21 protein-coding genes and 1 riboswitch are annotated in these 20,318 nt (G+C 70.8%); of the genes, 5 read left to right on the top strand and 16 right to left on the bottom strand.

Features of this window, described 5'->3' with window-relative positions; translation table 11 throughout:
* Window positions 1–5: 5 nt before the first annotated feature.
* The 3 genes from KIH07_RS24530 to KIH07_RS24520 are packed head-to-tail and all read left to right on the top strand — an operon-like array spanning window position 6 to window position 3,995.
* Entirely contained in the window at window positions 6–2,249 is a 2,244-nt protein-coding gene (locus KIH07_RS24530; protein WP_226494459.1) for a xanthine dehydrogenase family protein molybdopterin-binding subunit, read from the top strand.
* A 31-nt stretch (window positions 2,250–2,280) separates the two neighbouring features.
* Window positions 2,281–3,333 carry an XdhC family protein gene (locus KIH07_RS24525; protein ID WP_226494458.1) on the top strand — a complete coding sequence of 351 codons (1,053 nt, stop codon included), beginning with the start codon at window positions 2,281–2,283 and terminating at the stop codon, window positions 3,331–3,333.
* A 5-nt stretch (window positions 3,334–3,338) separates the two neighbouring features.
* Entirely contained in the window at window positions 3,339–3,995 is a 657-nt protein-coding gene (locus KIH07_RS24520; RefSeq protein WP_226494457.1) for an NTP transferase domain-containing protein, read from the top strand.
* A gap of 57 nt (window positions 3,996–4,052) precedes the next feature.
* Here KIH07_RS24520 and KIH07_RS24515 read toward each other — a convergent pair whose 3' ends face one another.
* On the bottom strand, window positions 4,053–4,721 hold the full coding sequence (locus KIH07_RS24515; RefSeq protein WP_226494456.1) for a Crp/Fnr family transcriptional regulator: 669 nt from the start codon (window positions 4,719–4,721) through the stop codon (window positions 4,053–4,055).
* 146 nt (window positions 4,722–4,867) lie between these two features.
* On the opposite strand from KIH07_RS24515, the gene KIH07_RS24510 reads away from it, so the two are divergent.
* Window positions 4,868–5,518 carry a hypothetical protein gene (locus tag KIH07_RS24510; protein ID WP_226494455.1) on the top strand — a complete coding sequence of 217 codons (651 nt, stop codon included), beginning with the start codon at window positions 4,868–4,870 and terminating at the stop codon, window positions 5,516–5,518.
* On the opposite strand, the gene cobA is transcribed toward KIH07_RS24510, so the two are convergent.
* The 13 genes from cobA to cobM all read right to left on the bottom strand — a co-directional run bounded on the left by cobA (window position 5,505) and on the right by cobM (window position 15,722).
* Entirely contained in the window at window positions 5,505–6,266 is a 762-nt protein-coding gene (gene cobA, locus KIH07_RS24505; RefSeq protein WP_226494454.1) for a uroporphyrinogen-III C-methyltransferase, read from the bottom strand. The genes KIH07_RS24510 and cobA overlap by 14 nt on opposite strands.
* Window positions 6,263–6,616 carry a (2Fe-2S) ferredoxin domain-containing protein gene (locus KIH07_RS24500; RefSeq protein ID WP_226494453.1) on the bottom strand — a complete coding sequence of 118 codons (354 nt, stop codon included), beginning with the start codon at window positions 6,614–6,616 and terminating at the stop codon, window positions 6,263–6,265. Before KIH07_RS24500 ends, cobA begins: the two co-directional genes overlap by 4 nt.
* Window positions 6,613–7,539 carry a precorrin-3B C(17)-methyltransferase gene (gene cobJ / locus KIH07_RS24495; RefSeq protein ID WP_413465815.1) on the bottom strand — a complete coding sequence of 309 codons (927 nt, stop codon included), beginning with the start codon at window positions 7,537–7,539 and terminating at the stop codon, window positions 6,613–6,615. The genes KIH07_RS24500 and cobJ overlap by 4 nt, the downstream gene beginning before the upstream one ends.
* Before the next feature lie 47 nt (window positions 7,540–7,586).
* The gene (locus KIH07_RS24490; protein ID WP_226494451.1) at window positions 7,587–8,411 is read right to left on the bottom strand and encodes a CbtA family protein; all 825 of its coding nucleotides are present in this window, start codon (window positions 8,409–8,411) and stop codon (window positions 7,587–7,589) included.
* 153 nt (window positions 8,412–8,564) lie between these two features.
* Window positions 8,565–8,750, bottom strand: a complete 186-nt coding sequence (locus tag KIH07_RS24485) for a CbtB domain-containing protein (RefSeq protein WP_226494450.1) — start codon at window positions 8,748–8,750, stop codon at window positions 8,565–8,567.
* A gap of 12 nt (window positions 8,751–8,762) precedes the next feature.
* The gene (locus KIH07_RS24480) at window positions 8,763–9,236 is read right to left on the bottom strand and encodes a cobalamin biosynthesis protein (protein ID WP_226494449.1); all 474 of its coding nucleotides are present in this window, start codon (window positions 9,234–9,236) and stop codon (window positions 8,763–8,765) included.
* 88 nt (window positions 9,237–9,324) lie between these two features.
* Window positions 9,325–10,077, bottom strand: coding sequence for a cobalamin biosynthesis central domain-containing protein (locus KIH07_RS24475; RefSeq protein WP_226494448.1), 753 nt, complete (start codon window positions 10,075–10,077; stop codon window positions 9,325–9,327).
* Window positions 10,074–10,868 carry a precorrin-2 C(20)-methyltransferase gene (gene cobI / locus KIH07_RS24470; RefSeq protein WP_226494447.1) on the bottom strand — a complete coding sequence of 265 codons (795 nt, stop codon included), beginning with the start codon at window positions 10,866–10,868 and terminating at the stop codon, window positions 10,074–10,076. The genes KIH07_RS24475 and cobI overlap by 4 nt, the downstream gene beginning before the upstream one ends.
* Complete coding sequence (cbiE, locus tag KIH07_RS24465) at window positions 10,865–12,166, bottom strand: precorrin-6y C5,15-methyltransferase (decarboxylating) subunit CbiE (protein ID WP_226494446.1); 1,302 nt, start codon at window positions 12,164–12,166, stop codon at window positions 10,865–10,867. The genes cobI and cbiE overlap by 4 nt, the downstream gene beginning before the upstream one ends.
* Window positions 12,163–13,272, bottom strand: a complete 1,110-nt coding sequence (locus tag KIH07_RS24460; protein WP_226494445.1) for a cobalt-precorrin-5B (C(1))-methyltransferase — start codon at window positions 13,270–13,272, stop codon at window positions 12,163–12,165. Before KIH07_RS24460 ends, cbiE begins: the two co-directional genes overlap by 4 nt.
* Entirely contained in the window at window positions 13,269–13,982 is a 714-nt protein-coding gene (locus KIH07_RS24455; RefSeq protein WP_319004842.1) for a precorrin-8X methylmutase, read from the bottom strand. Before KIH07_RS24455 ends, KIH07_RS24460 begins: the two co-directional genes overlap by 4 nt.
* A complete protein-coding gene (locus tag KIH07_RS24450; protein ID WP_226494444.1) occupies window positions 13,939–14,916 on the bottom strand; it encodes a sirohydrochlorin chelatase in 978 nt (325 codons plus the stop codon). The genes KIH07_RS24455 and KIH07_RS24450 overlap by 44 nt, the downstream gene beginning before the upstream one ends.
* Complete coding sequence (cobM, locus tag KIH07_RS24445) at window positions 14,913–15,722, bottom strand: precorrin-4 C(11)-methyltransferase (RefSeq protein ID WP_226494443.1); 810 nt, start codon at window positions 15,720–15,722, stop codon at window positions 14,913–14,915. Before cobM ends, KIH07_RS24450 begins: the two co-directional genes overlap by 4 nt.
* Before the next feature lie 217 nt (window positions 15,723–15,939).
* Window positions 15,940–16,171, bottom strand: a riboswitch (cobalamin riboswitch).
* A 303-nt stretch (window positions 16,172–16,474) separates the two neighbouring features.
* Here cobM and KIH07_RS24440 point away from each other — a divergent pair.
* Window positions 16,475–18,061 carry a methyl-accepting chemotaxis protein gene (locus KIH07_RS24440; protein WP_226494442.1) on the top strand — a complete coding sequence of 529 codons (1,587 nt, stop codon included), beginning with the start codon at window positions 16,475–16,477 and terminating at the stop codon, window positions 18,059–18,061.
* A gap of 87 nt (window positions 18,062–18,148) precedes the next feature.
* Here KIH07_RS24440 and KIH07_RS24435 read toward each other — a convergent pair whose 3' ends face one another.
* Both KIH07_RS24435 and KIH07_RS24430 read right to left on the bottom strand, forming a co-directional pair.
* Window positions 18,149–19,105 carry an alpha/beta hydrolase gene (locus KIH07_RS24435; RefSeq protein ID WP_226494441.1) on the bottom strand — a complete coding sequence of 319 codons (957 nt, stop codon included), beginning with the start codon at window positions 19,103–19,105 and terminating at the stop codon, window positions 18,149–18,151.
* 57 nt (window positions 19,106–19,162) lie between these two features.
* Window positions 19,163–20,281 carry an ABC transporter substrate-binding protein gene (locus tag KIH07_RS24430; RefSeq protein WP_226494440.1) on the bottom strand — a complete coding sequence of 373 codons (1,119 nt, stop codon included), beginning with the start codon at window positions 20,279–20,281 and terminating at the stop codon, window positions 19,163–19,165.
* Between the last annotated feature and the right edge of the window lie 37 nt (window positions 20,282–20,318).

Raw genomic sequence — 20,318 nt, 5'->3', positions numbered from 1 at the left:
TCCCCATGCTGTTCAACCACTTTGACCGCGCTGAAATGCCCCGCGCCCTGCAGCACCTGCTGAGCCGCGACCCGGCCGACGAGCCCGCCGCGCTGCCGCGCCGCAGTTTCCTGAAGCTGGCCGGGGTCGGCGGCTTTGCCCTGGGCGCTTTTCCGGGCATGGCCCTGGCGCAGACCGATGCCCCGGCCGACAAGCCATTGGGCCCGACGCATCAGCCGTCCGCCTTCGTCGAGATCGCGCCCAACGGCGAGGTCACCGTGACGATCAACCGGCTCGACTTCGGCCAGGGCGTCCAGACGGCGCTGCCGATGATCCTGGCCGACGAACTGGATGCCGACTGGGCCAAGGTGCGCAGCCGCCATGGCAGCAACGCCGGCGCCTATGTCGACCCCATGATGGGCATGCACCTGACCGGTGGCTCCAATTCCATCAAGAACAGCTTCACCCAATACCGCGAGCTCGGCGCGCGCGCCCGGTGGATGCTGATCAACGCCGCGGCCGCGCGCTGGAAGGTGGACGCGGCCACGCTGCGCACCGCGGCCGGCGAGGTCATCGCGGCCGACGGTCGCAAACTGGGCTACGGCGAGCTGGCCGAGGCCGCCATGGCGCAACCGGTGCCGCAGAAGGTGGTGCTCAAGGACCCGAAGGACTTCCGCATCATCGGGCGGCCCACCACGCGGCTGGACGCGAAAGCCAAGAGCAGCGGCCGGCAGGACTACGGCATCGACATGCGCCTGCCCGGGCAGCTCACGGCGGTGGTGATGCGCCCGCCGGTGTTCGGCGCCAAGGTGGCCTCGCTGGACGACAGCGCGGCGCGCGCCATCAAGGGCGTGAAGGCGGTGCTGCGCGTGCCGCTGGACCGGGGCGCCGAGGGCGTCGCCGTCGTGGCCGAGGGCTACTGGCCCGCCAAGCAGGGCCGGGACGCGCTGAAGGTGCAATGGGACACCGCGGGCGTCGAAAAGGTCGACAGCGCGCGCCAGCTCGCGCAGTACCGCGAGCAGGCCGGCCAACCCGGCCCGCGCCACTTCGACGCCGACATGGCGCCGCTGGCCGGTGCCGCCCAAAAGATCGTGGCGGAGTTTGCCTTCCCCTACCTGGCCCACGCGCCGATGGAGCCGCTGAACTGCACGGTGCGCATCGGCGCCGATGGCGCCGAGCTCTGGCTCGGCAGCCAGATGCCGGGCCTCGACGGCATGATGGCCGCGGGTGTGCTGGGCCTCAAACCCGAGCAGGTCCAGGTCCATGTGCAGATGGCGGGCGGCGGCTTCGGGCGGCGCGCCATCCCCACCAGCGACTACGTGTATGAGGCCTGCGTGGTGGCCAAGGCGGCCCGCGCGGCCGGCCTGGACGCGCCGGTGCGCACGCTGTGGAGCCGCGAGGACGACATCCGGGGCGGTTACTACCGCCCGATGCACCTGCACCGCGCGGTCATCGGCCTCGATGCGCAGGGGCGGGTGCTCGCCTGGGACCACACGATCGTCGGGCAGTCGATCCTCAGCGGCTCCCCCTTCGAGGGTTTCATGGTGAAGAACGGCATCGACATGACCGCCGTGGAAGGCATGCGCGAGCCCTACGACTTGCCGATGCGCCTCACGGTGCACCACCCCAAGGTCAACGTGCCCGTGCTCTGGTGGCGCAGCGTCGGCTCCACCCACACCGCCTTCGTGATGGAGACGCTGATCGACGAGATCGCGCGGACCAACCGGCAGGACCCGGTGGCCTACCGCATGCAGATGTTCGGCGAGAAACACCCGCGGCACCGCGCGGCGCTGCAGATGGCGGTCGACAAGAGCGGCTACGGCAAGAAGAAGCTGCCCGCGGGCCGGGCCTGGGGCGTGGCCGTGCACGAGTCGTTCCAGTCGGTCGTGGCCTATGTGGTGGAGGCCTCGCTGAAGGACGGCCAGCCGGTGTTGCACCGCGCCACCGCCGGCGTGCACTGCAACCTGGCGGTGAACCCGCGCACCCTGGAGGCGCAGGTGCAGGGCGCCGCGCTGATGGGCCTGTCGATGTGCCTGCCGGGCGCGGCCATCACCTTCAAGGACGGCGTGGTCGAGCAGAGCAACTTCGGGGACTTCGTGGTCCCGCGCATCACCGACATGCCGCAGATCGCCGTGCACATCGTGCCCAGCGCCGAACCGCCCACCGGCATGGGCGAGCCCGGCCTGCCGCCGCTGGCGCCGGCTTTCGCCAACGCGGTGACGCGCCTGACCGGCAAGCCGATGCGCGAGCTGCCCTTCAAGCTGGCCTGACCCGAGCCACCACCCTGAGAGGAAGCCAACCATGGAAGACCTCGACACCCTGGTGCTGCGCACCGCCGTGGGCTGGCGCGCCGCCGGCCTGCCGGTGGTGCTCGTCACCGTCGCGCGCACCTGGGGCTCTTCGCCCCGGCCGCCCGGCTCGCTCATGGCCATCAACGGGCAGGGCGAGACGGTCGGTTCGGTGTCGGGCGGCTGCATCGAAGACGACATGATCCAGCGCATCCGCGAAGGCGGCGTGCGGGCGGCCTGCGCCACCGACACGCCCGCCGTGCTGCGCTACGGCATCTCGGCCGACGAGGCGCACCGCTTCGGCCTGCCTTGCGGCGGCACGGTGGAGCTGGTGCTGGAGCCGGTGTCCGGGCGCAGCCGGCTCGACGAGCTGCTGCAGGCCTGCCAGCGGCGGCGCAGCACCGAGCGGCGGCTGGACCTGCGCACCGGTGCGGTGGTGCTGAGCGAAGGCCGCCGGGACGGCGTGCCCCGACTGGATGAGCACCACCTCACCACCTACCTCGGGCCGCAGGCCCGGCTCATCCTGATCGGTGCGGGCGACCTCTCGCGCTTCATGGGCCAGATGGCGCTGAGCCTGGGCTTCGAGGTCATCGTCTGCGACCCGCGCGAGGAACACCGCGCCAGCTGGCGGATGGACGGCGTGGTGCTCAGCCACGAGATGCCGGACGACCTGATCCTGCGCCTCAAGCCCGACGCGCGCACCGCCGTGGTGGCGCTGACGCACGACCCCAAGCTGGACGACCTGGCGCTGATCGACGCGCTGCAGTCCGAAGCCTTCTACGTGGGCGCCATCGGTTCGCGCCGCCACAGCGCGCTGCGCCGGGAACGCCTGCACACCCACTTCGACCTGTCGGAAGACGACCTGCGCAGGCTGCACGGGCCGGCCGGGCTGTACATCGGCAGCAAGACCCCGGCCGAGATCGCGCTGTCCATCATGGCCGAGGTGGTGGCGGTGAAGAACGGCGTGCGGCAGGGCGCGCCGGTGCCGGTTTCGGTGGGCAAGTCCCGGCTCGAAGCGGCCGAGACCGGGTCCCAGGCCTTCACCGCCCCGGTCTGCGCGGTCTAGCGCGAATGAACAACACCGCCGCGCCCCACCCGCCACTGGCCGCCACCATCCTGGCGGCCGGCCTGGGCCAGCGCCTGGGCGGCCGGCCCAAGGCGACCTTGCAGATCGATGGCCGCAGCGTGCTGGAGCGCGTGGTCGCGGCCCTGCGCGGCGCGGGCATTCCGGCGGTGAGCGTGGTCATGGGCCCGTACCGCGACCAGCTCCTGCCCCTGGCGGCCCGCTGCGGTGCCCACGCCGTGGAGCACCGGCTGCCCAACCCCAGCCTGATCGATTCGCAGCGGCTCGCGCTGCAGGCGCATGGCGATGGTTTCCCCGGCCACGACCTGCTGCTGGTGCTGGCCGATCTGCCGCTGCTGGGGGCCGACGACGTCTCGCCCCTGCTGAGCGCCTGGCGGCAGCGCGCGCCCGGGGTGCATGCCTTGATGCCGGTGGTGGACGGCGTGCGCGGGCACCCGCTCCTGCTCTCCAGCCACGCCGTGGCGCAGGTGGCCGCCACCGCGCCGCAGCTGGGCATTCGCGACTGGCTGCAGCGCCACCCCGAGGCCGTGCAGCCTGTCCCCAGCGCGCGGCGGGCCTGCGTCACCGACGTGGACACGCCGGACGACCTGAGCGCGCTGCAGGCCCTGGTGCACCCGATGGTGGTGGCCTGGCCCACCCGCTGAGCCCGGTGTTGCCGGGGCCGGCCCCGGGCGTCCCGAAGCATCGCACGGCGCCGCGGCTCAGAGCAGTTCGATTTCCCCGTAGTGCAGGCGCACGACCCCACGCGCCTCCAGCGCTTTCAGGGCCTTGTTGACGCTTTGCCGGCTCACGCCCAGCATGTGCGCCAGCACCTCCTGCCCCAGGCGGATGCGCCGGCGCGGGGCGTCGCGGCTGCCGTAGCCCTGGGCCAGCAGCCACAGCCGCTGGCGGATGCGCTCTTCCAGCGGCAGTTGCGCGAGCTCCTCCAGCACCGCGAAGGCCACGCGCAGCTTGCGGCAGGCCAGGCGGCCCAGCTCGCGCCACATGGTCGGGTGCGCCTCCAGCCAGGCCAGCAGCCCGGCGCGCGGCACCTCCAGCACCTGGGTGTCGCCGTCGGCCACCGCGTCGTGGGTGCGCGGCAGCTCGTCGATCATGGAGATCTCGCCGAACCACTGGTAGGGCTCCAGGTAGGCCAGCACGGCGGGCTGCCCTTCGACGTTCACCGCGCCGATGCGCAGGGCGCCCGCGGTCACGCAGCACAGGCCGCTGGCCGACCCACCGCGCGCGAACAGGGACTCGCCGTGCGCGAGGCGGTGCAGGCGCGAGCGCGCCAGCAGCGCGTCCTGCAGCTCGGCCGGGCAGGCACCGAACCAGTCGTCGCTGGCCAGCGCGGCGCGCAAACCGGGTGGGAGGTTGTCTGGGCGGGGCATCGGGGGGCCGTGGGCTGCGGCGTGGTGTGGAGAGCCGGTCGCGGGGGCGGGCAACCGGGATTGTCGAAATTTTGACAGACAGCGGCCGCGGCGCCGCGGCATCCTTGGGCGCCCCGTACCCGCCCGACAACCATATATCCCCCACCATGAACGCACCCACCCGAACCCCCTTGCCCGACCGGCGCACGATGCTGATCGCCCTGCTCGGCGCCGGCCTGCTGCTGGCGCTGGCCTTCATCGGCGCGGGTCTGACCAGCGACACGGCGCTGTTCTCGCTGCAGCCGCCGGGCGGCGGTGCGCCCGACATGCTGCCCACGCAGCGGCTGGACCTGCACCGCACCTTCTTCACCATCTGGGCGGCGCTGGTGCTGGTGGTACCCGCCCTGAGCCTGTTCGGTTTCCGGCACCGCTCCGAGCGCGCCGCGCGCTACTGGCTCGCTTTCTGGACCGCGGCCCTGCTGGTCTTTCTGGTGCACTTCTACTGGGCCGTGGTGGTGCTCTTCGGCAACGACTGGCAGCGCATCCTGCACACCCCCCGGGTCAGCGCGCCGCGCCTGGACACGGTGTTCGCGGTCTGGTGGTGCGTGGACGTGCTGCTGGCCTGGACGCTTCGCTCCGAAGCTGGCTGGGTCCGCGCGCAGCGCTGGGGCGTGCACCTGCTGGCCTTCGTGCTGTTCTTCATGGGCGCGGCGCGCGAAGGCGAGCTGCTGTGGTCGCGCGCCCTGGGCTGGTCGCTCGCGGTGTGCGTGGCGCTCAGCCTGCTGTGGCTCGCGGTGCGCCGGCTCAGGCGGCGTTGATCAAGCCCACCACGGTGCCGATCACCAGCAGGGTGGGGGGCTGGATGCGGTGCCGCCGCGCCGTCCGCGCCAGGTCGCGCAGCGGCGTGGTGTGGATGCGCTGTTCTGGCCAGGTGGCTTTGTAGATCAGGGCCGCCGGCGTCTCGCCGGGCAGCCCGGCGGCCTGTAGGTTCTCGGCGATGCGGTCCAGGCCCGTGACCCCCATGTAGATCACCACGGTCTGGTGCGGCTGGGCCAGCGCCTGCCAGTTCAGATCGACGCCGCCGTCCTTGAGATGGCCCGTGACGAAGACGCAGCTCTGGGCATGTTCCCGGTGCGTGAGCGGAAAGCCGAAGCTCGCGCCAGCGCCCAGCGCCGCCGTGATGCCCGGAACGATCTCCACCGGAATCGCGTGCCGGGCCAGCGCCTCCATCTCTTCGCCGCCGCGCCCGAACACGAAGGGGTCGCCACCCTTGAGGCGCACGACCCGTTTGCCGCTCTGCGCCTGGTCCACCAGCAACTGGCAGATCGCCTCCTGCGACAGCGTGTGGTGGCCCGCGGCCTTGCCCACGTAGATGCGCTCGGCCTGCGGCGGGGCGAAGTCCACGATGCCCGGGCCGACCAGGTTGTCGTAGACCAGCACCTCGGCGGTCTGCAGGCGCCGCCAGGCGCGCAGGGTCAGCAGCTCGGGGTCTCCGGGGCCGGCGCCCACCAGGCACACCGTGCCCGGCGCCTGCGCCTGCGCCTGCGGAGCGTGGCCCGGCGTCAAGCGTCCGACCCCTGGGGCCCCTGGTGGAACACCAGGTCTTCGACCACGCGGCCCTGGCACAGGTGCTGCTCGATGATGCGGTCCATGTTGGCGTCGGTCACGTTGTAGTACCAGGTGCCGTCGGGCTGCACGCACATCACCGGCCCGCCCTTGCAGGCGGCAAAGCAGCTCACGCGGCTGCGCTTGACGCGCAGTTCGCCGTCGTGCAGTCCGGCCGCCTTGAACTTCTCGCCCAGGCTGTCGAACAGGGCCTGCGACGCACCGTCCTGCGTGCAGCGCGGGCCAGTGCAGACCAGCAGGTGGCGCTTGTAGGCACCGATGCGGGGTTTTTCCACGGCGTCCGGGCTCATCCCTCGGCCTCCTCGGTGAGGGTCGTGGTCTCTGGCGCGTCCTCCGGCGTGTTCAGCACCGCTTCGATGTAGTCCACCGGCAGCCGGTGCTGCTGCGCCAGCGCGGCCACGTCGATGCCCTCGGCGTGGTCGGCGCGCAGCTGCGCCATCCAGCCCAGCAGGCCGCTGGACAGCGAGCGGCCCGCCTTCTCGCCTTCGCGCGTGCTGCCGCCCTCGTCCAGGTCGTACTTGTTGGCGTAGCCGCGCGGCGTGACCATCAGGCCGTGCTGGATAAATGTGTGGCTGTTGCCGATCAGCACGGTGGTGAGCATGCCGATCTCGCACTCGCTCATGTGCGCCAGCGTGGTGAACTCGATGCGCTCGCGCCGCCGGTAGGCCGACTTGACCACCGCCACCGGCGTGTCGGGCCGGCGGTGGCGCAGGAACAGCGCCTGCGCCTGCACGATCTGTTGGGTGCGCCGCCCGCTCTTGGGGTTGTAGAGCGCCACCACGAAGTCCGACGCGGCGACCGCGTCCAGCCGGCGCGCGATCACCGGCCAGGGCGTGAGCAGGTCGCTCAGCGAGATGGAGCAGAAGTCGTGCGTGAGCGGCGCCCCGACCAGCGCGGCGCAGGCGTTGATGGCCGAGGCGCCCGGCACCACTTCCACGCTCACGTCCGATTCGGGTGTCCAGCCGGCCTGGAACAGCACCTCGTAGGTGGGCCCCGCCATGCCGTACACGCCAGCGTCGCCGCTGGAGATCAGGGCCACCTTCTTGCCCTCGCGCGCGCGCTCCAGCGCGTGCACGGCGCGGTCCAGCTCCTCGGTCATGCCTTTGCGGATGACCTCCTTGCCTTCGAGCAGGTCGGCCACCAGCTTGATGTAGGTGACGTAGCCCACCACCACGTCGGCCTCGGCGATCGCCGCGCGGGCGCGGTGGGTCATGTGGTCGTGGCTGCCGGGGCCGATCCCCACCAGTGCGATGCTGCCGCTCACGGGGCAGCTTCCGTGGGCGTGCCGGCCGTGGTGCCGGCGGGGCTCAGGGCGCGCGCCAGCGCCGGCCGCAACCAGCGCTCAAAGGCTGGGCCGGCCACCAGACCCAGGCCCAGCCAGAACGACACGGACAGCCAGGTGGTGGCCCAGACAAACGCCTCGCCCAACTGGCGCAGGCTGGCGTGCGCTTCACCGGTGAACCCGGCCAGCGGGTCGGCCGCGATGTGCGGCGCCCCCACCACGAACGGCAACGCCAGCCAGGCCAGCGCCGCGACCCAGCGCAGGGGGCTGCGCAGGGCGGCCACCGAGGCACAGGCCAGCGCGGCACTGCCCGCGGCCAGCAGCCACCAGCCCTGGCGCGAGCCCAGTCGGGCGGCGTCCATGCCGGGGATCTCGGCCGGCAGACCCAGCGATGGCCAGAGGTGGAACACCAGCCAGCCCGCGGCCGCCGTCCACAGCGCCAGCGGCAGGGAGCGCTGGCGGGCACCCCGCCACAGACACAGCCCCATCACGGCCAGCACCAGCAGCGCCATGCTGAACGCGTGCAGCCCATTGGCCACCCAGGTCCAGAACAGGCGCTCGGCACCATCGGCCGGCGCCCATGCCTCGGCCGCGTCGCCATGGTCGTGCGCCACGCCGTCCGCGTGGGCGTCCGTGGCCGCCAGCGCCGGTGCAGCCGGCTCGGGCGCCTCGGCCTTCTGGCCCTCAAACACCTCGGCCGCCAGGATGATGGGCACGGCCTGCAACTGCTGCAGACCCGACTGCAAGCTGCCCACGAGCAGGGCCACGGCCAGCGCCGCCCAGATCAATCGTCGAAAAATCATGAAACTCTCCATATACAGATAGGTCACGCATCGGACCGTGCGAACCACAACGCCCGAAGTGCCCCAGCCGAGAACGCGGTGGAACCGGCTTCGCCGGGCCAGGAGCAAAGCCCCCTTGAGGGGGTCGCGCGCAGCGCGGCGGGGGTGGTCCTCTCAGTGACAGGGTTTGACGGTGACGTGGCGCACGTCGTGCGCGGCGTTGTGGGCGATGGGACTTTCGGCGAAGGCCACGCCGTACAGCACCACCAGGCTCAGCGCACAGCAGGCGGTCAGTTGCAGCAGCACGCCGCGCAGGGCGTGGGTGGTGGGTTGGGTCAGAGGGAGGGTCGAGGGATGCATGCGGTGCTCCTGTCAGGGTTGGGGGAAAAGAAAACGGTCACAGCGGGCGATGGAAACCGTGGCGTTGCGCCCATCGGCGCCACGGTGTTTGAATTTTTCGACCAGCAGGGCCTGCCCCGGCAGGGGTGTGGCCCGGCCCAGCACCGCCGCGCCGGCGAGCAGGGCGGCGGCCTCGCTGACCGAGGGCGTGCCGGTGTGGCGGCGCACGGTCTCGGAAGGGTTGGGCACGGGCACGCCGGCCAGCGCCTCGGGCGTGTAAAACACCAGCGGCGGCCAGCCCAGGCTCCGGGCCAGCGCCAGCAGGCCGGGCTCGTCGGCTTTGAGGCTGATGCTGGCCGCGGCCACCACGCGGGCCAGCGGCACCCCGGCGATGGCCAGGGCCTCGTGCAGTGCGTGCTGCAGCGTGGCCAGCGGCGTGCCGCGGTCGCAGCCCAGGCCGACCGCCACCGCCGTGTCTTCGGGGGCCGGAAACGCTGCAAGGTTCACTGGGCGACCCTCCGTGCGGCGCTCACTGGCGTACCTTCGCCCTGCGGGCTGCGGTGCGAGCTTGCTTGGGAGCGGCCCGGCGCGGCGCTCACGTCGCAGACTCCAGCGGCGGGCGGTACACCACCAGGCGTTCGTGCAGTTCGTCCCAGCGGGCCGGCGGCACCTCGGCGTGGGTGATCCACAGCACGGCCTTGAAGCGCGCCAGGTCCACGTCGGCCAGGCGCTCGAAGCGCTGGATGCTGGCCGGCAGCGGGGTCGGGCGGGTCCACCAGTGCGGGCTGCCCGCCTCCTGCACCACGGCCACCGGTTCGCCGTTGACCACGTGGGCCGACACCCGGGTGATGTTGATCTTGGGCGCCTCCACCTTCCAGCCCAGCTCGCGGCCCAGGATGTCCACCGGAATGGTCTTGCCCACGTCCGACGCGGTCGTCAGCACCGGCGTAGCGCCGAGCAGGGCCGCCACCGTTTCGGCCATGGCGTTGGCACCGCCCACGTGGCCCGACAGCACCGGAATCACGAACTGCCCTGCGTCGTCCACCACCAGCACGCCGGGGTCTTCGTCCTTGTTCTTCAGGTGCGGCGCGATCAGGCGCACCACCGCGCCCAGCGAGACGAAAAAGATGATCTGGTCGAAGTCGGCGAACAGGGTCGGGATCTCGTCGCGAAAGGCCCCGCCGTAGGCCCGCACCGGGTTGGGCAGGCCCGCCATCAGCGGCGCGAACTTGTCCGCCACGCAGACGCTGGCCCCGGGCATCTGGCGCGCCAGATCGGCGGTCTGCTGGGCGCCGTGTTTGGTGATCGCCACCAGGACGACGCGCACGGTGGGGTCGGGAATGTTCATGACAGGGTTTCCTCTTCTTCGATCTCAGTGCTGGTTTTCTTGCGGCAGCCGCGTTGCAGTTCGCCGCGTTCGCGCCCGGGGTTTTTCACCAGCAGCAGCGACAGGTAGTTGACCGGCGTGCCCTTGAGCGCGGCCACGTCGGTGACGATGCGTTCCAGCGGCGAGCCGGATTTTTCGATGAAGCGGCTGTGCGCCAGCAGGCCGCGCCGCGCCAGCAGGTCGATCAGGTCGTCGAGCAGCGGTTTCACCTTCATCAGCACCAGGGTGTCGAAGTCGTCCAGCATCTTCTCCACCGCCGCGATGCCGTAGGCCGCGGGCACGATGGCGATGGTGTCGTCCTGCTCCGAGAGCGGCAGCTGCAGCCGGGCGCAGGCGGCGTTGAACGAGGTCACCCCGGGCACGATCTCGATGCGCGCCTCGGGGTCGAGCTCGCGCAGCACGCGGGCCAGGTAACAGAAGCTGGCGTAGGTGGACGCGTCGCCTTCGACCAGGAACAGCACGTCCTGCCCGCTGGCCAGCAGCTCGCGCACCGTCTCAGCCGCTTTCAGCCAGTGGCGCGCCAGCTTCTCCGCGTCGTGCGTCATGGGAAACAGCAACGACTGGTGGCGCTCGGGCGGCGACAGGCCGGCGCGCAGCGCGATGTCCAGCGCGTAGCTGTCTTTGCGCAGGCTGCGCACCGGGTAGGTCCACACCGCGTCGCGCCGCTCCAGCAAGGCCCAGGCGCGGCGGGTGATCAGGCCCGGGTCGCCCGGGCCAAGGGAGACACCGTAAAGCGTGCCAGCTTGTGTCATGCCACACCCCTCGCCTGGGCGCAGACGATCCACACCGGGTTTTCCGCCGCCATGCGGTGCATGTGCAGGATGGGTTTGCTGCGCGAGGCCTGCAGTTGCAGCACGTCCCAGTTCGCGCCCAGGCGCTTCAAGGTGTCCACGGCCGCCCCCAGGTTTTCGATCGTCACGAAGTTCATCACCAGCCAGCCCTGTGGTTTCAGGCGCTGCAGGATCAGCGCGATCAGCTCGGCCAGCTCACCGCCCGAGCCGCCGACGAACACCGCGTCCGGGTCGGCCCAGTCCTGCAGGCCTTCGGGCGCCTTGCCGTGCAGCAGCGTGTGGTTGCTGATGCCCATCGCCAGGCGGTTGCGCTGCACGATGGCGGCGTCGTCCACGTTCTTCTCGATCGCGTAGACATGGCCGTTGCGGCACAGGCGCGCGGCCTCCAGCCCGACCGAGCCCGACCCGGCGCCGATGTCCCAGACCACGCTGTCGGCGCGCAGCTGCAGACGCGCCAGCGAGACCGCGCGCACCTCGTGCTTGGTGATCAGGCCCTTCTCGGGGTGGCGCTGTTCGAAGCTGGCGTCTGGCAGGCCCAGCAGCACCTGCGGCGCGCGCAGGCGGGTGCGCCAGAGCAGCACCACGTTGGGGTCGGCGAAGGGCATCTGCGCGGCGGCAGTGACCGACATGCCGCTGACGATGCGTTCTTCGGGCTGGCACAGGCGCTCGGCCACCGCCATCTCGAAGTCTTCTGCCAGACCCTCGGCGAGCAGCATGCGGGCGATGCGGTCGGGCGTGTTGTCCGGGCTGGTCAGCACGGCCAGGCGGTCGTGCTGGCGGATGTCGCGCAGCAGGGCGTACAGGCCATGCCCGGGCGGCGAGCCCGGCACCCAGTCGCCCGCGTCCTTGGCGTGCACGGAAGAGAACTTCATGTCCTGCCAGGGCAGGCCCAGGCGCGCGCAGGCCAGTTGCAGCGTGGACACGTTGGGGATCACCTCGATGGCCTCGATGCACAGGCGCGAGGCCAGGTAGGCCGCGATGCCGTGGCACAGCGGGTCGCCGGTGGCCAGCACCACCACCCGCCGGTGTTCGGCCTGCGCGGCGCGTATCCACTCGGGCACCTGCGACAGCGCGCCGCCCAGGTCGCGCTGTTCGGCCTGCGGCGCCATCTGCTCGGCCAGCAGCCGCAGCGTGCGGGCCGCGCCAACGACCAGATCGGCCTGCCGCAGATGCCGCAGCGCGGTCGCGTTCAGGCTGGCGACACCGTCGTCCAGCACACCGAGGATGCGGCATTTTTCGATCACGGGATTGAGCGTCAAGAAGCCTCCGCTATTTTTTTGCCGTCGAAATCGCAGACCAGCACCTGCAATTCAAATTGATCGGGGTAACGCGTGCGCAGGGTCTCGATGACCTTGCGCGCCAGCGCCGTATGAAAGGCCTGGCCCAGGCCCAGCGCGTCCATGCGTTCACCGGCGTAGCGCGCGGTCTCGTTGCCGCGGATGGCCTCGCAGACCTCGGGCGGCGCGCCCACGCCGGCGGCCAGATCGGCCAGCAGGCCGGTGTCCACCTCGGCGCGGCCCGCGTGGGTGATGGTTTCGCCCTGGGCGATCTTGGTGAGCTTGCCCACCATGCCGCCGATGACCACCTTCTTCAGCCCGGCCTTCACCGCCGCGCCCATGGCGTAGCGCAGGAAATCGCCCATCTGCACGAAGGCCGGTTCGGGCAGTTCGGGCATTTCTTCCATCACGAATTTTTCGGTGCGCCCGCCGGTGGTGAGCACCACCACGCCGTGGCCCAGCGTGCCCGCCACCTGCACGCCCTGCACCACGCTGGCGCGGTAGGCGGCGGTGGAATACGGTTTGACGATGCCGGTGGTGCCCAGGATGGAGATGCCACCCAGGATGCCCAGACGCGCGTTCAGCGTCTTCTTCGCCATCGCTTCGCCCTGCGGCACCGAGAGCGTGACCCGCAGGCCCACCTCGTCGAGCAGGCACTGGCCGACGGCCCGCACATTGGCCTCGATGTTGCGGCGCGGCACCGGGTTGATGGCCGGGCCGCCCACCGCCAGACCCAGACCGGGCATGGTGACCGTGCCTACGCCCACGCCGCCGGCCAGCACCACCTGGCCCGGTTGCTCGGGCAGCAGGCGCAGGTCGGCGGTGAGGTGGGCCTTGTCGGTGCAGTCCGGGTCGTCGCCCGCGTCCTTGATCACCATGGCGTGGGCGGCCCTTTGTGCACCGCTGCCTTCCACCCGGCCGTCGTGCACGGCGAACGTCACCCGGTCGCCGTTGGGCAGCAGGCACTCGACCTCATCGGGCACCGCACCCGTGACCAGACCGATGGCCGCCGCACGCGCCGCCGCGGCCGAACACGCACCGGTCGTGAAACCGGTGCGGGTGCCGCGGGGCGCGTCCTTCTGCATCACGCGGCGAGCTCCCGCGCCTCGGCCAGGCCCAGCAACGCGTGGATCGCGGCCACCACCAGGGTGGAGCCGCCCTTGCGGCCCCGGATCACGATCCAGGGCACGCCGGTCTGCAGCGCCATCAGGTCCTTGGACTCGGCCGCCGACACAAAGCCCACCGGCATGCCCACCACCAGCGCGGGGCATGCGGCTTCTTCATGGATCAGGCGCACCACCTCGATCAGCGCCGTGGGCGCGTTGCCGATGCCCACGATGGCGCCGTCGATCAGGCCCAGCCGGTGGGCCTTTCGCATGGCCTGCACGGCGCGGGTCGTGCCTTCGGTTTTGGCTTGCTCGATCACGTCCGGGTCGGAGATGAACTGGTGCGTGCCCATGCCGAAGTGGCCCAGGCGCAGCGCCGAGAGGCCAACACAGATCATCTCCACGTCGGCCACCACGCGGGTGCCGCGCGAGAGGATGGCGGCCAGGCCCGCGTCCACCGCGCCGGGGTGGAAATCGGTCAGGCCGTTGAAGTCGAAATCGGCGTTGGCGTGGATCATGCGGCGCACGATGGGCCACTGATCGGGGGTGTACGGGTGCGAGAGCACCTCGCGGTCGATCACCGCGAACGAGTCGTGCTCGATGGCGCGGCCCGCGGCGGTGAGCTGCTCGGTGACGACGTTGGCGGTGTCAGGCGCGGGCATGGTCATGGGGGTGTTCGTGGTCGTGTCCATGGGCATCTGCGTGGGCATGCTCGTGTTCATGCACATGGGGGTGTTCGTGCGGATGCGCAGGGCCGTGATCGTGGTCGTGGCTGTGCGGCAGCGCGTCGTCGTGGTGGTGCCCACCCAGGCCGTGTTCCTCTGCAAAGTGGCGGTACTTGCAGCCGTCGCAGGGCATGAGCGCGGCCGGCGCGTGGCGCCGCATGTCGCCCACGCGCTGCTCCAGCAGCTCGAAGATCTCGGGCTCGAAACCGAAGTACTTCGTGGAGACGAAACGCAGCGTCGGGTACTGGGCTTTCAGGTGCTCCACCTGGCGCGTGATGCGTTCCACCAGGGTGCCGTTGAACAGGTAATACGGCAGCACCACCACCTGCTTCATGCCCAGCAGGCTCTGGCGCTGCACCACCGTTTCCAGCCGCGGGTGGGTGATGCCGGTGAACGCGAGGTCCACCAGCTCGTGCTCGGTCTCCTCCATCAGCCAGCGCGCCATGCGGGCCATGTCGCCGTTGGCCTGCCGGTCGGACGACCCGCGCCCCAGGATCACCACACCGGTGGTGCGCGGGTCGGGCATGTCCAGCGCCTGCATCGCGCCCTTGAGGCGCCGCCGCAGGATGGCCAGCATCGGTTCGCCCGCGCCCAGGTGGGGCGCGTACTGGAACTGCACCAGCGGGAACTGGAGGCGGGCATGGGCGATGGCCTGGGGGATGTCCATCTTCACGTGACCGGCCGCGTTCAGGATCAGCGGCAGCACCCACACGCGCTGCGAGCCGGCGGCCGCGCGCTTGAGGCCTTCGCTCAGCGTGATCTCGGAGAACTCGATGAAGCAGACCTCGATGCGCCAGTCGGGCTGGCGCAGGCGCAGCCGTTCGGCGAAGACCTGGATCTCGTCGTTGCCCGAGGGCTCGCGCGAGCCGTGGCCCACCAGCAGAATGGTTTCAGACGTCATGGGAACTCCGGGGCGGTGGGGGTGGCGGGCGCGCTGGCGCGGCGGAAGCGGTGGGTGAAGCTGGGGTCGTACAGCCGGGACTTGGCCAGGGTGGGCCAGTGGCGCGCGCCCAACGTGGGGCTGGCGATCACCATGGACTGGCTCACCACCTTGGCCTCGCGGCAGCGCTGCCGGATGTCGGCCAGGGTGCCGCGAACGATCAGCTCCTCGCCCGGCCAGCTGGCCTTGTGGACCACCAGGATGGGCGCGTCCTCGGCCCAGCCGGCGGCGCGCAGGCCCGCTTCCACCTTGTGCAGCAGTGTGATCGAGAGAAAGATGCACAGGGTGCAGTGGTGGGCGGCCAGGGCGGCCAGGTCCTCGCCCGGTGGCATGGGCGTGCGGCCCTCGACGCGGGTGAAGATCACGCTCTGCGTCACCTCGGGCAGGGTGAAGCTCTCCACGCCGGCCGCCGCCGAGGCCATGGCCGAGGACACCCCCGGCACCACGCGCACCGGCACGCCCGCCGCATCGAGCGGCTGCACCATCTCGATCAGCGTGCCGTACAGGGCGGGGTCGCCGGTCTGCAGGCGCACCACCGTCTCGTGGCGCTGCGCCTGCGCCAGCAGCCAGGCGGCCATCTGGTCCAGCGTCATGTCCTTGCTGTCGGCGATCGCGCAGCCCGCGGGCGCCCAGCGGGTCGCGGCCTCGTTGACCAGCGAGCCCGCGAAGAGGATCGCGCCGGCCCTTTCCACCAGGGCGCGGCCCTTGACGGTGATCAGTTCCGGGTCGCCCGGGCCGGCACCCACGAACCAGACGGTGCCCGTCATGGCCGTGTGGGCCGGTGGGCGGCCATGTCGAAAACGAAAACGAAAGCGACGACGGCGCGCCGCCGGCAGGCCTGGGCCTGCTCCGTGCATGAAACCATTCCAACTCTCCAGTCGCACACCCGCGCGCAAGAAGCACAACGCGGACGCGGGGGGAAATGAAGGAGAGGCAGCGCAGGCGCACATGGGCCTGCCACCGGCTCACATCGCCCACCGCAATGCCGCACATGTCGTCACAGGCCGGTCTCCGGGCTCGCAAGTGAAGAAAGGGCTTCTTCTGCCTGGCGCCTTCCCATGCGTGAGCACAGTGGCTGTCTTGCCAGGTTTGTCTTGCTTACCGTTGCGGGGGCAGCGTCGGAATAGGGGGTCCAGGTTTCTGGACCAGCGCACCGACTTCCCGTTTAATTCCATCGACTGAACAGTCTCGGAACACCTCTAACGTGGGGCGATGCTATCAGAACGCATCGGTGATCGCGCTGGGGGCGAGGTCTCAGAGGTGGGCCCTTCTTGAGGCTCGATGGGCCGCCATACCCGGCTCGGTGCCGACAGGCAAGGGCCGGCACCGCCAGTGGTGGCCCCCGGCCGAAGCCGCGAATTGGCGGCGAAATCCGGCTCGCTTTGAGCGTACAGATTGCGCCCGATCGGCCGATAGTTAGAGCTCGCTTCGCCATTTTTCAGGATGCGTTGCGGATCGCATCGCCCCATATGGATCCCATTACCTGCGCATTTGGCGCCTCTCTTCGTCAGGACCCACCATGTTCCAGCTGACAACCCTGAGCGTCTCGCGACGCCTTTTCATTCTGGTCGCCAGCGCCGTCATGGGCCTGGTCATCCTGCTGGCCCTGTTCCTCACGTCGGAGCGGGCGCTGATCATGGAAGAGCGCCAAAGCGGCGTGCGCCAGACCGTGGAGACCGCCCATGGCCTGATCACGCACTACCACAGCCTCTCAGCCAAGGGCGGCCTGAGTGAAGCCGATGCCAAGGCCCAGGCGCTGGCTGCCATCCGTGCACTGCGCTACAGCGAAGTGGAGTATTTCTGGATCAACGACATGACGCCCGTGATGGTCATGCACCCGATCCGCCCCGAACTCGAAGGCAAGGACCTGAGCGAGAACAAAGACCCCGAAGGCACCTTCCTGTTCCGCGAGTTCGTGGACACGGTGAAAAAGGGCGGTGCCGGCTACGTGCCCTACATGTGGCCCAAACCCGGCAGCGAAAACCCGGTGCAGAAGGTCTCGTATGTGAAGGGCTTTGCGCCCTGGGGCTGGGTGATCGGTTCGGGCGTGTATGTGGACACCGTGACCGCCACCATCTGGGACCGCACCTTGAAGATGGGCCTGAGCGCGCTTGCGATGGCCCTGGTTCTGCTGGGCATCGGCCTGCTCATGTCGCGCAGCATCGTGCGGCAGCTCGGCGGTGAGCCGGCATTGGCCAGCGCCATCACCGAACGCATTGCCCAGGGCGATCTGGCGGTGGAGGTGCCGATTCGCGCCGGCGACCACCACAGCCTCATGCACAGCCTGCGCTCCATGCGTGACAACATGGCCGGCATCGTCAGCCGCGTGCGCCAGGGCAGCGAGTCGGTGGCCATGGCCAGCACCGAAATTGCACAGGGCAACCACGACCTCAGCGGCCGCACCGAAAGCCAGGCCAGCGCGCTGGAGCAGACGGCGGCCAGCATGGAAGAATTGGGCTCCACCGTGCGCCAGAACGCCGACAACGCGCGCCAGGCCAACTCGCTGGCACAAAGCGCTTCGTCGGTGGCGGTCCTGGGGGGTGAGGTGGTCGGTCAGGTGGTGGACAACATGAAGGCCATCCACACCTCCAGCCAGAAGATCTCCGACATCATCTCCGTGATCGATGGCATCGCTTTTCAGACCAACATCCTGGCGCTCAATGCGGCGGTGGAAGCCGCGCGCGCTGGTGAACAGGGCCGGGGCTTTGCGGTGGTGGCGGGTGAAGTGCGCCTGCTGGCCGGGCGCAGCGCCGAAGCGGCGAAAGAAATCAAGACCCTGATCTCTGACAGCGTGGTCCGTGTGGAACAGGGTTCGGCCCTGGTGGATCGCGCGCGCAGCACCATGCAGGACGTGGTGCAGAGCATCCGCCACGTGACCGACATCGTGGCCGAGATCAGTGCGGCCAGCACCGAGCAAAGCAGCGCGGTGGGTCAGGTCAGCGAAGCCGTCACCCAGATGGACCAGAACACCCAACAAAACGCGGCCATGGTGGAACAGATCGCATCGGCCGCGAGCAGCCTCAAGAGCCAGGCTGACGACCTGGTGCAGACGGTCGCCGCCTTCCGGTTTGCGCCCCAGCAGGGCCTGGTTGCGCAAGTCGGATAAAGCTGCGCTGTCGGGAGTCGCCTGCAGGCCTGGCGTTGTGCCCAGTCGGTGGGCGCCGCCGTCTTGTGCGGGAGGGCCCCGGGTGTGTCACGACAGCCGCGCGCGCAGCCAGCCCGCGAGATCGGCCACCACTTGGGCGCCCACCGGCGACACGGCGGTGAAGTGGATGCAGGCGTGGATGGCGCTGGGGTAGTGGCGGTGCTCGGTGGCCACGCCCGCCTGCTCGATGCGCTGCGCCAGCGCGTGGCCTTCGTCGCGCAGCGGGTCGTGGCCCATGGTGGCGACCCAGCTGGGCGGCAGCGTGGCCAGTGTGGGCGCGCTCAGCAGGGCGAAGTCCGGGTGCCGGCTGAGTTCGCTGCGGCCGTCCAGGTAGCAGCCGATGAACCACCGCATCACACCGTGGGTGAGGAACTTGCCCTCGCCGTTTTCCGCCATCGAGGCGCTGGGCTCGCTGTGGTGCTGCGCCACCGGGTAGATCAGGCCCAGGGCGCGCGGCGTGATCGCGCCGGCGGTGCGCAGGCAGGCCGTGGCGGCCAGCTGGGCCCCCGCGCTGTCGCCCGCCACGGCGATGCGCGACGGGTCGGCACGCAGTTCTTTCACGTGCGTTGCCAGCCACTGCAGCACGCAGACCACGTCGTCTACGGCGGCGGGAAACGGGTGCTCGGGCGCGAGCCGGTAGTCCACCGCCACCACCACGGCGCCCACCTGGTGGCACAGGCCGCGGCACACCGCGTCGTGCGTTTCCAGGTCGCCGATCACGTAGCCGCCGCCGTGCACGTACAACAGCGCGGGCAGCGGCCCGGGGGCGTCGGGGTGGTAGATGCGCAGCTTGAGCGGCCCGCCGGGGCCTGCGATGCTGCGGTCTTCCGTGGCGACCACCGGCGGCGGCAGCCCCAGGCCCGCGGCGAGGTCGCGGTAGATCTGGCGCCCGACCGCGGGCGGCAGCGCCTCCAGCGGCGGGTTGCCCTGCGCGGCGGCCTGGGCCAGAAAGCCGGCGAGGCCGGGGTCCATGGGCGCGCGCGGGAGCGTGGTGGTGACGGTCATGGGGTCTCCTGTTGTGGGTATGACAAAGAGGTCGGGGTGTGAAGACGCAAGGGGCGGTCAGCGCAGCAGGCGGCCGTCGCGTGCGCGCAGGCCGACCTCGACGAACTCCGAACCGTGGTGCTGGTCGGGGCCGAAGCGCAGGCGAAAACCGCCCATGTCGAACGCGCCCAGGGCCTCCAGGCTCTGCGCGAGCCGGGCGCTGTCGGCCGAGGGGCCGGCCCGGCGCAGGGCTTCGGCCAGCAGGCGCAGGTTGAGGTAAGCCTCCAGCCCTTCGAAGGTGACCGCTTCGGGGCCGATGAAGGCATCGGCGTCGCGCAGGAACTCGCGCACCACCGGCAACTGGGGCGTCTCCGGGTTGGGCACCACGCTGGTGTAGCCGATCAGCCGGCCGGGAAACAGCCGCGTCATGTGGGTCAACCCGGCCGACGACAGGGTGGCGATGGTGCCGGGCACCCCCGTGAACTGGCTGGCGTCCAGCCGGCCCAGCGCGTCCTGCCCGTTGAGGCCGAGGTGGATCACCAGCGCCTGCTGCGCGCCGGGCACCATGCGCTGCAAGGCGCCCGCGATGGCGTCCGCCGTGCCATCGACCGTGGTGCGCTGCAGCCGGATGCCCGAGCGCTCCAGGGCCTGGGCCAGCGCCGCGCCGCGCGCCGGTTCCGCGCCGTCGCTCAGCAGCAGGGCGCGTGTGATGCCGATGGATTGCAGCTGCTGCGCGAGCGCGCCCGTTTCGCGCGCGTCGTCCGGGCGCAGGCTGAACACCTGCGGGAGCGTGGGCGAGCGCAGCGCCAGCGCGCCCGACATCGGGCCGACCAGCGGCAGGCGCAGTTCACGCGTGGCCTCGGCGGCGGCCTGGCAGGCGCTTTCGCCCAGGCAGTTGAGCACGGCCACCGCGCGGTGCTGGCGGGCCAGGCTGCGCAGGTTGGCCGCGTGGCGGCCCGGGTCGCCGCCGTCGTCCAGCGTCACCAGCTCCAGGGGCCGGCCCTGCAGGCCGCCGCTGGCGTTGAAGCGTTCCACGTACGCCTTGGCGCCCGCCAGCACCCGGTTGGCCACCGGAAAGCCGCTGCCGGTGAGCGGCAGCGACTGGCCGATGACGATGGCCCCGGCCGGCATGGCCAGACCGGCCTGGGCGGCCAGCACGAGACCGATCACGAAGCGGAGCAGGTGGTGCGTGGGCATGGGCGAAGGACGCTGGGGCGCGCGGACCGGCGCCGGT

It is taken from the genome of Hydrogenophaga taeniospiralis (assembly GCF_020510445.1).
In the GTDB taxonomy this organism is placed as follows: domain Bacteria; phylum Pseudomonadota; class Gammaproteobacteria; order Burkholderiales; family Burkholderiaceae_C; genus Hydrogenophaga.
This window is presented reverse-complemented; position numbering and strand designations above follow the sequence as displayed.

What these genes read in the sequence shown, in the direction of transcription:
- KIH07_RS24530 (WP_226494459.1), top strand. Translation starts at nt 6, where the DNA reads ATGCTGTTCAACCACTTTGACCGCGCTGAAATGCCCCGCGCCCTGCAG.
- KIH07_RS24525 (WP_226494458.1), top strand. Translation starts at nt 2,281, where the DNA reads ATGGAAGACCTCGACACCCTGGTGCTGCGCACCGCCGTGGGCTGGCGC.
- KIH07_RS24520 (WP_226494457.1), top strand. Translation starts at nt 3,339, where the DNA reads ATGAACAACACCGCCGCGCCCCACCCGCCACTGGCCGCCACCATCCTG.
- KIH07_RS24515 (WP_226494456.1), bottom strand. Translation starts at nt 4,721, where the DNA reads ATGCCCCGCCCAGACAACCTCCCACCCGGTTTGCGCGCCGCGCTGGCC.
- KIH07_RS24510 (WP_226494455.1), top strand. Translation starts at nt 4,868, where the DNA reads ATGAACGCACCCACCCGAACCCCCTTGCCCGACCGGCGCACGATGCTG.
- KIH07_RS24500 (WP_226494453.1), bottom strand. Translation starts at nt 6,616, where the DNA reads ATGAGCCCGGACGCCGTGGAAAAACCCCGCATCGGTGCCTACAAGCGC.
- cobJ (WP_413465815.1), bottom strand. Translation starts at nt 7,539, where the DNA reads ATGACCCACCGCGCCCGCGCGGCGATCGCCGAGGCCGACGTGGTGGTG.
- KIH07_RS24490 (WP_226494451.1), bottom strand. Translation starts at nt 8,411, where the DNA reads ATGATTTTTCGACGATTGATCTGGGCGGCGCTGGCCGTGGCCCTGCTC.
- KIH07_RS24485 (WP_226494450.1), bottom strand. Translation starts at nt 8,750, where the DNA reads ATGCATCCCTCGACCCTCCCTCTGACCCAACCCACCACCCACGCCCTG.
- KIH07_RS24475 (WP_226494448.1), bottom strand. Translation starts at nt 10,077, where the DNA reads ATGAACATTCCCGACCCCACCGTGCGCGTCGTCCTGGTGGCGATCACC.
- cobI (WP_226494447.1), bottom strand. Translation starts at nt 10,868, where the DNA reads ATGACACAAGCTGGCACGCTTTACGGTGTCTCCCTTGGCCCGGGCGAC.
- KIH07_RS24455 (WP_319004842.1), bottom strand. Translation starts at nt 13,982, where the DNA reads ATGGACACGACCACGAACACCCCCATGACCATGCCCGCGCCTGACACC.
- KIH07_RS24450 (WP_226494444.1), bottom strand. Translation starts at nt 14,916, where the DNA reads ATGACGTCTGAAACCATTCTGCTGGTGGGCCACGGCTCGCGCGAGCCC.
- cobM (WP_226494443.1), bottom strand. Translation starts at nt 15,722, where the DNA reads ATGACGGGCACCGTCTGGTTCGTGGGTGCCGGCCCGGGCGACCCGGAA.
- KIH07_RS24440 (WP_226494442.1), top strand. Translation starts at nt 16,475, where the DNA reads ATGTTCCAGCTGACAACCCTGAGCGTCTCGCGACGCCTTTTCATTCTG.
- KIH07_RS24435 (WP_226494441.1), bottom strand. Translation starts at nt 19,105, where the DNA reads ATGACCGTCACCACCACGCTCCCGCGCGCGCCCATGGACCCCGGCCTC.
- KIH07_RS24430 (WP_226494440.1), bottom strand. Translation starts at nt 20,281, where the DNA reads ATGCCCACGCACCACCTGCTCCGCTTCGTGATCGGTCTCGTGCTGGCC.